12 protein-coding genes are annotated in these 12,575 nt (G+C 73.4%); 8 read left to right on the plus strand and 4 right to left on the minus strand.

The window, feature by feature from the left end; translation table 11 throughout:
* The first annotated feature begins 54 nt into the window (after positions 1–54).
* From ACZ3ZD_RS30995 to ACZ3ZD_RS31025, 7 genes are all read left to right on the plus strand, one after another.
* Entirely contained in the window at positions 55–240 is a 186-nt protein-coding gene (locus ACZ3ZD_RS30995) for a lysine biosynthesis protein LysW (protein WP_467404525.1), read from the plus strand.
* Between the two features lies 1 nt (position 241).
* Complete coding sequence (locus tag ACZ3ZD_RS31000) at positions 242–1,090, plus strand: ATP-grasp domain-containing protein (protein ID WP_467404528.1); 849 nt, start codon at positions 242–244, stop codon at positions 1,088–1,090.
* Entirely contained in the window at positions 1,087–2,145 is a 1,059-nt protein-coding gene (gene argC / locus ACZ3ZD_RS31005; protein ID WP_467404530.1) for an N-acetyl-gamma-glutamyl-phosphate reductase, read from the plus strand. Before ACZ3ZD_RS31000 ends, argC begins: the two co-directional genes overlap by 4 nt.
* Positions 2,142–2,945, plus strand: a complete 804-nt coding sequence (locus ACZ3ZD_RS31010; protein ID WP_467404533.1) for an amino acid kinase family protein — start codon at positions 2,142–2,144, stop codon at positions 2,943–2,945. The genes argC and ACZ3ZD_RS31010 overlap by 4 nt, the downstream gene beginning before the upstream one ends.
* An 11-nt stretch (positions 2,946–2,956) precedes the next feature.
* Positions 2,957–3,520, plus strand: a complete 564-nt coding sequence (locus ACZ3ZD_RS31015; RefSeq protein WP_467404536.1) for a type 1 glutamine amidotransferase — start codon at positions 2,957–2,959, stop codon at positions 3,518–3,520.
* A gap of 61 nt (positions 3,521–3,581) precedes the next feature.
* Positions 3,582–4,703, plus strand: coding sequence for a Glu/Leu/Phe/Val dehydrogenase dimerization domain-containing protein (locus ACZ3ZD_RS31020; protein WP_467404538.1), 1,122 nt, complete (start codon positions 3,582–3,584; stop codon positions 4,701–4,703).
* Complete coding sequence (locus ACZ3ZD_RS31025) at positions 4,700–6,394, plus strand: AMP-binding protein (protein ID WP_467404542.1); 1,695 nt, start codon at positions 4,700–4,702, stop codon at positions 6,392–6,394. The genes ACZ3ZD_RS31020 and ACZ3ZD_RS31025 overlap by 4 nt, the downstream gene beginning before the upstream one ends.
* Positions 6,395–6,479: 85 nt before the next feature.
* On the opposite strand, the gene ACZ3ZD_RS31030 is transcribed toward ACZ3ZD_RS31025, so the two are convergent.
* From ACZ3ZD_RS31030 to ACZ3ZD_RS31045, 4 genes are all read right to left on the minus strand, one after another.
* Positions 6,480–7,523: an LLM class flavin-dependent oxidoreductase gene (locus ACZ3ZD_RS31030; protein WP_467404545.1), complete on the minus strand. Its 1,044-nt coding sequence runs from the start codon at positions 7,521–7,523 to the stop codon at positions 6,480–6,482.
* 189 nt (positions 7,524–7,712) lie between these two features.
* Entirely contained in the window at positions 7,713–8,606 is an 894-nt protein-coding gene (locus tag ACZ3ZD_RS31035; RefSeq protein ID WP_467404547.1) for a fumarylacetoacetate (FAA) hydrolase, read from the minus strand.
* Between the two features lie 16 nt (positions 8,607–8,622).
* Positions 8,623–9,861, minus strand: coding sequence for an MFS transporter (locus tag ACZ3ZD_RS31040; protein WP_467404550.1), 1,239 nt, complete (start codon positions 9,859–9,861; stop codon positions 8,623–8,625).
* Positions 9,862–10,135: 274 nt separating this feature from the next.
* Complete coding sequence (locus ACZ3ZD_RS31045) at positions 10,136–11,398, minus strand: pyridoxal phosphate-dependent aminotransferase (RefSeq protein WP_467404752.1); 1,263 nt, start codon at positions 11,396–11,398, stop codon at positions 10,136–10,138.
* Between the two features lie 268 nt (positions 11,399–11,666).
* Here ACZ3ZD_RS31045 and ACZ3ZD_RS31050 point away from each other — a divergent pair, with 268 nt between their 5' ends.
* Entirely contained in the window at positions 11,667–12,434 is a 768-nt protein-coding gene (locus ACZ3ZD_RS31050; protein WP_467404553.1) for a maleate cis-trans isomerase family protein, read from the plus strand.
* The last annotated feature ends 141 nt before the right edge of the window (positions 12,435–12,575 follow it).

Here is a 12,575-nt window from a genome sequence, read left to right on the forward strand (position 1 = left end):
CGCGCTCCGCCCCGACAACCCCCTCTACCCACCACCCGTGATCGGAGTTCCGCCATGAGCACCGTAGTCCTGACCGGTTCGTGCCCCGAGTGCGAGACCGACCTGACCGTGCCCGAGATGGTCGAGGGCGAGACCCTCTCCTGCCCCGAGTGCATGCTGACGCTGCGCGTCGAGAGCATCGCCGACGGCCGGCTGACCCTGGAGATGGTCGAGGTCCAGCTCCGCGACTGGGGCCAGTGACATGGCCAACCGAGTCGCCGTCGTCGCGGACCGGGTCGGCTGGGAGGAACGCCGGCTGATCGAGACCGCCCAGGACCTCGGCCTGCGCGTCGACTGGGTCAACGACGAGTCCCTGTGCGCCGGTCACCGCGACGCCCTGTCCGTCAAGGACTACGACGCGCTGCTGGTGCGCAGCCGCAGCTACACCCGCGGCGGCCTGATCGCCACCCTCGCCGAGGCCGACGGCTTCCGCGTCCTCAACACCGCCGCCGCGATCCACTCCTGCGAGAACAAGCTGGTCCTGCGCGCCGTCCTGCGCGAGGCGGGCGTCCCGGTGCCGGACTTCCGGCTCGTACTGTCCCGCAAGGACTACGCGAAGGCGCTCGACGACCTGGGCGTGCCCGTGGTGCTCAAACCGGTCTACGGCGGCATGGGCAAACGCGTCACCCTGGTCCGCGACCCCGACCTGGCGCAGTCCGTGTACGACTACGTCGAGGACCTCGGCCACGCCTTCGAGCAGGCCTGCCTGGTGGAGCCGTACCTCGGCGGCGGATCGATCCGCTGCCTGGTCGTCGGCCGGGAGATCGTCGCCGCCGCCGAGTTCGAGAGCGCGGGCGCCGACTGGCGCAGCAACGCGGCCCTGGGCAACCAGAGCCGGGCGCTGGCCCACGACCCCGACGTACAGAAGATCGTGGACGGTGTCGTGGACCGGCTCGGCGCCGGCGTCTACGGGGTCGACCTGTTCCGGACCCCGTCCGGCTATCTCGTCAACGAGGTCAACCACGCCCCCGCCTGGCGGGGAGTGGCATCGACGACCGGGGTCGACATCGCGTCGGTCGTCGTCCGTTACGTCCAGGAGACACTCGAATGATCCGTGTGGGAATCGTCGGCGCGTCCGGGCTCGCCGGCGGCGAACTCATCAGGCTGGTCACCCAGCACCCCGAGCTGGAACTGACCTACCTGGGCGGGAACTCCAGCGTCGGCCGGCGGCCCGCCGAACTGCACCCCGGGCTCCGTCTCGACCTGGGCCTGACCGTCGAACCCGTCACCGCCGACCGGGTGGCCGAGCGGTGCGACGTGGTGTTCCTCGCCACGCCCGCCCCGGCCTCCGCCCGGCTCGCCGCGGAACTCGCCGACCGGGTGCCCTGCGTCACCGACCTGAGCGGCGCCTTCCGCATCCGCACCCCGGAGGTGCACGACCGCTGGTACCCGAAGGCCGAGCGCACCACCGAGCTGGCCGACCGCTTCGTCTACGGCGTGCCGGAGCTGGTCGGCGACGCCCTGGTGGACGCCCCGCTGATCTCGGTGCCCGGCTGCTACGCCACCGCCATCACCCTCGGGCTCGCGCCACTGACCCTCGGTCTCGGCCTGCACCTCAACACGGTCGTCGTGGACGGCAAGAGCGGCTCCAGCGGCGGCGGTCTGCAACTGCGCGTGCCGGACCTGCACCCGCTGCGCAACGGCGCCATCGCGCCGTACGCCCCCACCGGCCACCGGCACGCCGCCGAGGTCGGCGACTTCCTCCAGCGCAGCAAGCCCGGCAGCGTCGGCTCGCTCGCCATGTCGGCGTACGGGGTGTCCCATGTGCGCGGGCTGCTCGCCAGCGTCTACGTGTACACCGACGAGCAGGTCGACCAGCGCGAACTCCAGCGCGCGTACCTCCGGTTCTACAAGGGGCACACCTTCGTACGGGTACGGCGGCACAACGAGACGCTGATCCCGGTGCCCGACCCGCAGGCCGTGCTCGGCTCCAACTACTGCGACGTCACCGCCCTGCACGACCCGGACGCCGGCCGCATCGTCGTCCTCGCCGCCCTGGACAACCTGGTCAAGGGCGCCGCCGGGCAGGCCGTACAGGCCGTGAACAAGCGCTTCCGCCTGCCCGAGGACACGGGCCTGACCATGCAGCCGGTGATGCCCGCATGACCACGAACCCGACCCCGCCGCCCCCGACCGTGGTCAAGCTCGGCGGCAGCTGCCTGGCCGACCTCGACGGCGGCTGGTGGGACGACCTGGCCGCGCACGGCCGGGAGCGGCCACTGGTCCTCGTCCACGGCTGGTCCAAGCCGCTCAAGCAGCTCAGCCCCCGCTACAGCGAGCCGTCGGCGATCCTGCGCGACCGCTACGGCAACCAGAGCCGCTGGACCACGCCCGAGGTCATCGAGGACATCAAGACCGTCAGCGCCGACCTGGGCCGGGAGGTGCTGGCGCGCCTCGAACAGCGCGGCATCGCCGCCGAACGGCTGCTCGGCAGCGACGGACTGGTCCGGGCCGGCGCGGGCGAACGCTGGTGGTGGAAGGACAAGCAGCTGGTCGAACTGGAGAACCTGGTCGGCCCGATCACCGGCGTGGACCCCGCGCCGCTGACCAAGCTGGAGCCGGGCCGCGCCTACCTCGTCACCCCGCTGGCCCGCAACGCCGCGGGCCAGGAGGTCAACACCGACGCCGACCGGGCCGCCGCCGCGATCGCCGGGGCCACCGGCGCCACCGACCTGATCCTCGTCACCGACGTCGCACACCTGCTGATCGACGGCGAACCGGTACGCGAGATCACCGCGGAGGCGGCGGCCGGGTTCCGCGACAAGGGCGCCACCGGCGGCATGCGCAAGAAGCTCCGGGCCGCGGGCGAGGCCCTGGACCGGGGAGTGGCACGCGTCGTCATCGGCAGCGCACCCGTCACGGACCTGCTCGCCGCCCGCACCGGCACCGTCATCACGCGAACCTGAGGAGCACCCACGTGGCGAAGTCCCGTGTGCTGGTCGTCAACAACCGCACACTCTCCCTGAAGCAGCTCCGCGGCCGCTTCGAAGCGCTCGGCTCGGACACCGACACCGTCGAACCGGACGCCGTACCCGCCCGGCTCGACGGCCGCTACCAGGCGATCGTGCTCAGCGGCACCAAGGTACGGGCGTTTGACCAGGAGTACTACAAGCCGCTCGTCGACCTCGTCATGACCGCCGACGTGCCGGTCTTCGGGATCTGCGGCGGCATGCAGATCCTCGCGGTCGCCGCCGGCGGCCGGCTGGCCGAGGGCCCGCAGCGGGTCGGCGGCTACGAGGTCCAGGTCGACAAGGATGAACCGCTCTTCACCCATGTGAAGCCGACCGTGACGGTGTTCCACCGGCACACCCTCTACCTCCAGGAGGCCCCGAAGGGCTTCCGCTCCATCGGCCGCTCCGAGCACGCGCCCGTGGAGTTCCTGCGCTCCGACGACGGCCGCATCCTCGGTTCCCAGGCCCACCTGGAGTTCCGCAGCGACGGCCTGGAGATCCTGCGCGGCTTCGCACAGCTCTACCAGTGAACGCAGCCCACGCGGTGAACGCACCCTCATGCCCTCAAGAACGGACAGGAGTATTCGGCACATGAGCCTTGTCGACGACACCACACAGGATCCCGCGCTCGTCGTGCACCTGAACGGCAGCGGCGGCGCCATCAGGAGCTGGGTCGTGATCGACACACTGGTCGACGGCCTCGCCATGGGCGGGGTGCGCATGACCCCCGGAGTGACCCGGGAGGAGGTGGCCGGCCTCGCCCGCGACATGACCCACAAGTTCACCCTCGCGGGTCTGCGCATCGGCGGCGCCAAGGGCGGCATCGTCTCCGACGGCGGCGACCGCGAGCAGACCTTCCGCACCTTCGGCCGTACGGTCAAGCCGCTGCTGCACGGCGGCATCCACCTCGGCATCGACATGGGCGTCACCCCCGCCGACCGGGCCGTGTTCTTCGACGAGGCGGGCTACGACCCGCGCTACCGGCTGGGCGCCCCGGACATGCCCATCGACTGGCGCACCTACTACGAGCCGCTCATCGACGTCACCGGGCACGGCGTCGGCGTCGCCGCCGTCACCGCCCTGGAGGCGAGCGGCCGCACCGGGCCCGCCCGGGTCGTGGTGCAGGGCTTCGGCGCCGTCGGCCGCGCGGTCGCCCGGTTCCTCGAGGACCGCGGCCACACGGTCGTGGGCGTCGCGGACGCCCGGGGCACCATCAGTGCCGACCGGCTACCGGTCGCCGAACTGATCACCATCACGGACGAGTTCGGCCTGATCGACCGCTCCCGCCTGCCGCAGCACGTCACCCTCTCCAGCGGACCGGACGCCTGGCTCGACGTCGACGCCGACCTGCTGATCCTCGCCGCCCAGAAGCACGCGCTGAACGCCGAGAACGCGCACCGGCTGCGCGCCGGCCTGGTGGTCGAGGGCGCCAACCTCGCCTCCGACGCCGAGGCGCGGGAGAAGGCGCGGGCGGCCGGCGCCACCCTGGTGCCGGGCGTCATCGCCAACATCGGCGGCGCCGGCGCGGCGGCCCTCGCCGTCACCCGGGTCGTCCCCTTCGAGCTGGCGGCCGAGGCCCGCAAGGCCTGGGTCTTCGACTGGATCGGCGACCGGGTACGGGACAACACCCGGGCCCTGCTGGAGATCGCCGCCGCCCGCGCCGGCGACCCGCTGCCGGAGCTGCTCACGGTCCGCCGCGGAGAGCTGCGATGACGACGACCCTTCCCCCGGCGCCGACACCGGCGCGGGCCCCGGCACCGGCGGTGGCGGACCGCGCGGCCGCGTACCGGGCGCGCGGCTGGTGGCGGGACGAGACGTTCCTCGACGACCTGCGCCGGCAGGCCCGGATCCGGCCGCGCAAGCTGGCCGTCGCCGGCCGCCGGCTGGGCGAGGCGCGCACCGACACCCTGGACTACGCCGAACTCTCCCTGCTGACCGACCGATTCGCCGGTGCCCTGCTCGAACTCGACGTCCGGCGGGGGGACGTCGTCGCGGTCCAGCTGCCCAACCGGTGGGAGATGGTCCCGCTGATGTTCGCCTGCATGGCCGTCGGCGCCGTCATCTGCCCCATCGCGCCGGAGTGCCAGGGCGAGGAACTGCGCCACCGCCTCGAACTCACCGAGGCCCGGCTGTGCGTCACCGTCGCCGAGTGGGAGGGCCGCCCCCTCGCCCGGGACATCGCCGCTCTGCGCCCCTCACTGCCGCTGGAGCAGGTGGTGGTGGCCGGCGGCCGCGCCCCCGAGGGCACGCTCGGCTTCCACGACCACTTCGTCGCGGTGCCCTGGGAGGACGCCCGCATGGGAGACCTGGAGGGCCGCGCCCTCGGGCCCGACGAGCCGTTCGTGGTGCTGTTCACCTCCGGTACGACCGGCTTCTCCAAGGGAGTCGTGCACACCCAGAACACCGTCCACTCGGGCGTCCGCGGCTACGTGGACACCTTCCTGCTCCGCGACGACCTGGTGGCCGTCGTCACCACCCCGCTGGTGCACTACTCCGGCTTCGGCCAGGGCGTCCTGGCCGGTGTGATGCTCGGCGGGACGGTCGCCTTCCAGGACGGCAGGAACCACACCAGCCTGCTGGACCTGGCGGAGCGCTACCGGGCCACCCTGCTGTACGGCCCGCCGGCCACCCTCTTCGGCGTGGCGGCCGCCCAGCGCGCCGACCGGCACGACGTCTCCAGCCTGCGGCACACCGTCACCGGCGCCCAACCGGTGCTCCAGGAGCTGGTGGACGAGCTGCGCGACACCTTCGACACCAGCACGTACTCGGTGTGGGGGATGTCGGAGTTCGGGCCGATCACCATCAGCCGGCTCGACTACGACCAGGACTGGTCCGCGCACAGCCACGGCCGGCCGATCGACGCCATGGAGATCCGCATCGACGGCGACGGCGACGGTGAGCCCGGCGAACCCGCCCGGGCGGGCCGGGCGCGGGTGGGCCGGCTGCGGGTGCGCGGCGCCTCCCAGGCCCTCGGCTACCACCGCAACCAGGCCGCCTTCGACGCCGAGTTGTCCGCGGACGGCTGGTTCGACACCGGCGACGTGGCGCGGGAGGACGGCCGCGGCGGCATCCGGGTGCTGGGCCGGGCCAAGGACGCGATCGTGCGGGACGGGACCGTGATCCCGATGGCCGAGCTGGAGGCGGTCCTCGGCGCGCACCCGAAGATCGCGGAGGCGACGCTGGTCGGACCCACCGGCCGGCCGGACGACCCCGTCGTGGCCGTCCTCGTGCCCCGCGGCGGCGGGGCCCGGCCCACGCTCCGGGAGATCCGCGAGCACCTGCTCGGCCGCGGCCAGGATCCCCGCTTCCTCCCGGACCGGCTGGAACTGGTCGAGGCGCTGCCCAAGACCCTCACCGGAAAGGTCCGCAAGGCCGAACTCCGCAGGCGCCTCGCCGGCTCCTGACCCGCCCGGCGCACCGGCGCGGCGGCACTGCCCTCGGGCGGTGCCGCCGCGCCGTCGCCTTGCGCGCGGGCCTGGGCCCGGCGGTTCAGGCCGGCCCGGGCGGCACGTGCGGGAGCCCGTAGCTGTCGGCGATCAGGGACAGCGACGTCAGCCGCTCCTCCAGGCCGTGCGCGTTGGAGGCGAGCATGAGTTCGTCGGCGCCCGTCCGCCTGCGCAGCTCGTCCAGCTGGTCCCGCACCGAGTCCGGTGTGCCGTGGAGGGCGTTCTCCAGCCAGCCGCCGAGGACCTCACGCTCGTACCCGGTGAACACATGCGACCTGGCCTGCTCGGGAGTCGGTACGAGCCCCGGGCGCCCGGTGCGGAACCGTACCGTGGCCAGCGCCCCGGTCAGGGCCTGCTCCCGGGCCCGCCGCTCGCTCTCCGCGGCGAACGTGAAGACGCCCACCAGGGTGTAGGGCTCGGCCAGCACCGGCGAGGGCCGGAACGTCCGCCGGTACAGCTCCAGCGCAGGGATCGTGTGGTGCGCGGCGAAGTGGTGGGCGAAGGCGAAGGGCAGGCCCAGCCGGCCCGCCAACTGCGCGCTGAACCCGGACGAGCCGAGCAGCCACACCTCGGGCCGCCCACCGGTGGGCCCCTGCACCGGGCCGGGCACGGCGTGCACCCGGCGGTAGGGGTGCCCCTCGGGGAAGTCGTCGTGGAGGAACCCGAGCAGCTCGGCCACGTCCGCGGGGAAGGAGTCGCCCGTCGCCGGCCCGGTGGTGCGCCGCAGCGCCCGCGCGGTCGCCTGGTCGGTACCCGGGGCGCGCCCGAGCCCGAGGTCCACCCGGCCGGGGGCCATCGCCTCAAGCGTGTTGAACTGCTCGGCGACGACCAGCGGGGCGTGGTTGGGCAGCATCACGCCCCCGGAACCGAGCCGTATCCGGCTGGTCTGCGCGGCCAGGTACGCCAGGATCACCGCGGGGCTGCTGCTGGCGATGCCGGGCATCGAGTGGTGCTCGGCGACCCAGTGGCGGCGGAACCCGCGGGCCTCGGCCAGGCGGGCGAGCCGCGCCGAGGTCCGCAGGGCCTCCGGCGTGGTGTGGCCCTCCCCGACGGCCACCAGGTCGAGAACGGACAGGGCGTCGACCATCGTTGCTGTCCCTCCGCAGTCGCGCACGCGTGCGCGGTCGGTCGTGGAAGTCGGTCAGTGGATCCGGCAGGAAACGGGAGACCGGAAACCGGCAGACAACGGGAATGGGGCAGGAAAAGGCCCGGGCCGGGTGCGCGGGAGCGTTCCGATCCCGCACACCCGGCCCGGGCGCCCTGGGCGTCCGGGCCGTTACCTCGGGGCCGCGGCCCCGTACCGCACCTCGTTGGCCAGCACGACCCCGTGGCTGGACACGTCGATGACCATCCGGTCGCCGTTCTCGATCCGGAACCCGTCGTGGTAGGTGGCCTTGTCGGCGCCGAGGAACAGGTAGTTGACCAGGCCCGGCCGGCGCAGCAGCGGGTGCGAGAACAGGTACCGCGCCATGTCCGGGATGCGGTGGAAGAGGGAGTCGGCGCCGCACGAGAAGCCGCCCTGCCAGGCCGCGGCGCCCTCGCGCTCGATGGTGACGCTGCCGGTGACCTTCTCCGGCGGGGTGTCGAGGAACAGCCACGGCGTGATCGAGGTCTCGCACAGCTTGGCGTACGGGGTCCACGCCCACGGGTTCTTCAGGTGCAGGCCGATGTCGTTCAGGTCGTTGCCGAAGGTGTAGCCGGCGTAGTGCGGGACTCCCTGGTCGTCGTTGGCGTACACGAGGACGACCTCGGGCTCCTCCAGCAGCCAGACGGGATCGGCCGGCGTGGTCAGCGGCTCGTCGGGCAGCCGCAGCCAGGAACCGAAGCCCTTGATGTAGTAGTTCGGCGGGGTGAACTCCTCGTCCGGTTCCGGGGCGCGGTCGAACTTGGAGCGGTGGGTGCCCATGAAGCCGTTGATCAGAGAGTTCTCGGAGGCGGTCGGCAGCAGCGGCGGGAGGAACCGCAGGCCGGTGTCGCCGGGGTCCACCTCGATCCGGCCGCTGTCGCCGGTCACGGCGGACCGCAGGTCCCCGGGGCCCCGGCCGGCGACGAGGGCCGCCGTCAACTGCCCGTCGGCGACCGGGTAGAGGGTGAGCGGGCCGTCGGGCACGGGCAGGCCGTGGCCCGCGTACCGGCGGCCCTGGTATTCGCACTCGAAGATGATGGACATGGCTGTCGGGGTCTCCTCAGGAGTGGGCGGATGGGCGGGCGGCCGGGAACCCGTGGGAGCGGGCCGCGAGCACGAGGGCGAGGACCGGCACCAGGAGCACCAGCACCGTCCAGGGGAGGGCGTCGGCGCCGACGGCACCGAGCAGCAGGCCGCCGGCGATGCCCCCGCCGGCCATGGCGACGTTCCACAGGGTCACCAGCATGGCCTGGGCCGCCTCGGCCGCCTCCCCGCCGGCCTGGCCGCCCGCGGTCTGCAGCAGGGTCGGCACCCCGCCCCAGCCGAGGCCCCACAGGGCGGCGGCGACGTAGACCAGCGCGTCGGTGCCGGAGAAGGCGCCCATGACCGCGACGGCGACACCGACCAGCAGGGTGCCGGCGACGGTCAGCGCGCGCAGGTGGCGGTGGATGAGGGCGCCGACGACCCAGATGCTGACCAGGCAGGCGACACCGAAGACCAGCAGGACCGCGTCCGTCCGGCCGCCCATGCCGATGTGGTCGAGGAACGTGGCGACGTAGGCGTACAGCAGGGTGTGGGCCAGGACGAAGACCAGGGTGACGGTCAGCACCACGGCGACGCCCGGGACGCGCAGGGTGCCGCGCACCGGGATCCTGCCGCCCGTCGGCAGGCCGGGGTGGTCGGGTGCCACGGCCGTGATCCACACCAGCAGCACCACGGTCAGGGCGGTCATCGCGAGGAAGGCGGCCTGCCAGGAGACCGCCTGCCCCAGGAAGGTGCCGGCCGGCACGCCCAGGGACAGGGCGACGGGGATCCCGGCCATGGCGATCGCGAGGGCGCGGCCCTCCTGGTGCGGGGCGACCATGCGGCGGGCGTAACCGGCCAGCAGGGCCCAGGCCAGCCCGGCGGCGACACCGGCGACGAACCGGGCGACCAGGGTCAGCGGGTAGTTCGCCGACAGGGCGGTGACGGTGTTGGCCACGGCGAAGCCGGCCATGGCCGTCAGCAGCAGGCGCTTGCGGCTCCAGCCCGCGGTCGCGGCGGACAGCGGGATGGCCGTGAGCACCGTGCCCAGCGCGTACACGGTCACCGTCTGGCCGGTGGCCGACTCGCTGGTGTGCAGGGTGGCGCTCATGTCGGGCAGCAGCCCGGCGGGCAGGGTCTCGGTGAGGCTGGTGACGAACACCGCGACGGCCAGCGCGAGCAGGGCCGCCATCGGCAGCTTCTGCCCGGCCGCCGGCGCGGTGCCGGGTGCGGGGAGGGGGGTCGCGGTGCCGGTGGACGGCTCGGCGCTGGTCATGACGGTTGCCTTCGGTGAGAGGGTCGAGGCCGGCGTGGCCGGGTCGTTCGGGGCGGTGCTTCGCAGGCGGGTGGTTCGGGACGGCCCCTTGCATACGGGCCCTTGGTGTGCGGCCCCTTTGCGCACGGGGCCTTGGTGGGCGGGGCCTTGTGGGACGGGGTCCTTCGCGGAGGGGCGGGGCCTTCGCGGAACGGGGTTCTTCGTGGCGGCCCCTCGCGAACGGCCCCCTGTGGACGCGACCTTCGCAGGCGCCCCCCGCGCGGACGGGAACCGCTCAACCCCGCCCCGTACGGGCGCCGGCGAGATCGGCCAGCGCGGAGTCGATCTGCTCCAGGTTCTCGCGGATCCACGGCAGTCGGAGCGGGTCGGCCGCCGTGAGTGCGGCGATGCGCTGATCGTCGTCCTCGCCGTACAGGCGGCTGGTCGCGGCCCGGATCCGCAAGGGGTCGCCGTCCTCGCCGAACGCGCCGGCCGGGAGCAGGCCGACACCGTGCCGCTCACCGAGGAACCGGACCAGGTCCGCGCCCCCGTGCACGTCGTGGGCCCGGGCCAGGTGGCCGCGCAGCGGTGTGAAGTCCGGGTACAGGTAGCAGGTCGCGCGGACCGGTGCGAGCAGCGCGCCCGCGTCGGTGAACCGGCCGGCGACCGCGCGGGCCACGGTCTCGTGCAGCCGGCGGGCGGCCGCCACGCGCTCGACGACCTCCGGCGGCTCGCCGAACGCGTACGCGGCGGCGGCCTGCACCGGCGCCGGCGCACTGGACCAGATCTGGCTGGCGACCGACACGAGACGCCCGTACAGGGCCCGCCCGGTCTCGCTGTCGGGCAGCCGGGCCACACCGGTGCGCCAGCCGCCGACCGCCAGGTTCTTGGTGAGCCCGGTGGTGACGACGGTGCGCTCCGGGGCGTGCGAGGCCGGGGACCCGGCGGGCGCGGAGGTGTCGTAGACGAGGTCGCAGTAGATCTCGTCCGAGACGATGACGAGGTCCAGGTCCCGGGCCGCCGCCGCGAGCCGTCGTAGCGTGCCGGGCGAGGCGACGGTGCCGGTCGGGTTGTCGGGCACGGTCACCACCACGCACCGGGGGTCCCGGCCGGCGGCACGCGCCGCGCCGACGGCCGCGCGCAGCCGCTCCGGGTCGGGCGCCCCGCCCTCGCCCGGCGCGATCGGCACGGGCACCGGACGGGCCCCCACGAGCCGGGCCTGGGCGGCGTAGCTGACCCAACTCGGCACGGGCACGACGACGTCACCGCCGAGCGCGAGCAGCAGCGCGAACAGCAGCGGCTTGCTGCCCGGCCCGGCCACGACGAGTTCGGGATCGGTGGTGAGACCGCGCCGGCCCCAGTAGCCGGCGGCGGCGGCGCGCAGCGCCCGGCTGCCGGGCACGGGCCCGTAGGCGTTCTCGTCCGCCGCGGCGGCGAGCCGCCGGCGCAGTTCGGGCAGCACGGGCAGGCCGATCTCCCCGCCGGCCATGGGCAGGACCTGTTCCCCGGCCCGCCGCCTGCGGTCCAGGGCCTCGTCGGCGGCCAGGGTGGCCGACATCGGGATGGACGGGGCACCGGACATGCCGTCACCGCCCCCGGTCACGCGGCTGGACCTTGGACATGGATCGACTCCGTTCGACGAGGTGCGGGGCGGTCCACCACCTTCCAACGCGCCACCGGAACGAGTAAAGACGAGCCTGTTAAATCTCCGTAGTCGATTGTCAAGAAATGTCAAGAAGGAAAGGAGTTGCAAGAGGGAGCTGCCGGAATGTCAAGTCCGCCGTACAGCAGGGGACGGCATTCGGAGCGGCAACTAATGTGCGGCCATGGACATTTTCCCGCTGCCCCGGCTCGGGCTGGTCGTGCCCCCGGAAAACCCGCTCGCCGAACCGGAGTTCAACCGTCTGATCGGTGCCGAACTGAATGTGTACACCGCGCGTTTCCCGTTGACTCCCGGAATGGGTGTGAAGGAAACGATGCTCCGGTACAACGACGTGCTGGCGGACACGCTCGCCACCTTCGGCCGTATGCGCCTGGATGCCGCCGTGGTGGCCTGCAACGCCTCGCACTATCTGCTGGGCCCTGACGGCGACCGGGCCTTCGTGTCCGAACTGTCCGAGGCCTTCGGTTATCCGGTGCAGTCGACGACACAGGCCATCCTCGCGGTGTGCGAGGAATTCGGGATATCCCGCCTGACCCTCGTCTCCCCCTACTGGGACTGGCTCACCGAGACCTCCCGCGCCTTCTGGGAGCAGGCCGGTGTCGTCGTCGACCGTGTCGTCCTCGCCCCGGCCGTCGTGGACCCGAAGGAGCAGGACCACGAGTTCGACCCGTACCGGGTGACCACCAGGACCCTCCTCGGCCGGATCCGCGAGGCCGGCCTGCCCGACGAGGGGGCGATCCTCTTCACCGGCACGGGCATGGGCACGCTGGCGGCCCTCGCCGAACTCGACCGCGAGTTCGGCCGGACGACGCTGCTGACGTCCAACCTCGCGGCGGCCTGGTGGACACGGCGCGCGGTCGGTGTCGCCGGCGCCGAGGCGCACCGGCTCCTGGAGCGGCTGCAGCGCGGCACCCCGCGCCGGCCCCGCTAGCCGGCCCTCCCCGAACCGGCCTCCCCGTACCGGCCTTCCTCAACGACCGTCCTTCCTCAACGACCGGTCTTCCCCAACCGGCCCTTTCCGCACCGGCCTTCCTCAAAGGCAGCCCTTCCCCCAACCCCCCGCACCCACCGA

It is taken from the genome of Streptomyces sp. NPDC023481, assembly GCF_055560195.1.

What these genes read in the sequence shown, in the direction of transcription:
- ACZ3ZD_RS30995 (WP_467404525.1), top strand. Translation starts at nt 55, where the DNA reads ATGAGCACCGTAGTCCTGACCGGTTCGTGCCCCGAGTGCGAGACCGAC.
- ACZ3ZD_RS31000 (WP_467404528.1), top strand. Translation starts at nt 242, where the DNA reads ATGGCCAACCGAGTCGCCGTCGTCGCGGACCGGGTCGGCTGGGAGGAA.
- argC (WP_467404530.1), top strand. Translation starts at nt 1,087, where the DNA reads ATGATCCGTGTGGGAATCGTCGGCGCGTCCGGGCTCGCCGGCGGCGAA.
- ACZ3ZD_RS31010 (WP_467404533.1), top strand. Translation starts at nt 2,142, where the DNA reads ATGACCACGAACCCGACCCCGCCGCCCCCGACCGTGGTCAAGCTCGGC.
- ACZ3ZD_RS31020 (WP_467404538.1), top strand. Translation starts at nt 3,582, where the DNA reads ATGAGCCTTGTCGACGACACCACACAGGATCCCGCGCTCGTCGTGCAC.
- ACZ3ZD_RS31025 (WP_467404542.1), top strand. Translation starts at nt 4,700, where the DNA reads ATGACGACGACCCTTCCCCCGGCGCCGACACCGGCGCGGGCCCCGGCA.
- ACZ3ZD_RS31030 (WP_467404545.1), bottom strand. Translation starts at nt 7,523, where the DNA reads ATGGTCGACGCCCTGTCCGTTCTCGACCTGGTGGCCGTCGGGGAGGGC.
- ACZ3ZD_RS31035 (WP_467404547.1), bottom strand. Translation starts at nt 8,606, where the DNA reads ATGTCCATCATCTTCGAGTGCGAATACCAGGGCCGCCGGTACGCGGGC.
- ACZ3ZD_RS31040 (WP_467404550.1), bottom strand. Translation starts at nt 9,861, where the DNA reads ATGACCAGCGCCGAGCCGTCCACCGGCACCGCGACCCCCCTCCCCGCA.
- ACZ3ZD_RS31045 (WP_467404752.1), bottom strand. Translation starts at nt 11,398, where the DNA reads ATGTCGGCCACCCTGGCCGCCGACGAGGCCCTGGACCGCAGGCGGCGG.
- ACZ3ZD_RS31050 (WP_467404553.1), top strand. Translation starts at nt 11,667, where the DNA reads ATGGACATTTTCCCGCTGCCCCGGCTCGGGCTGGTCGTGCCCCCGGAA.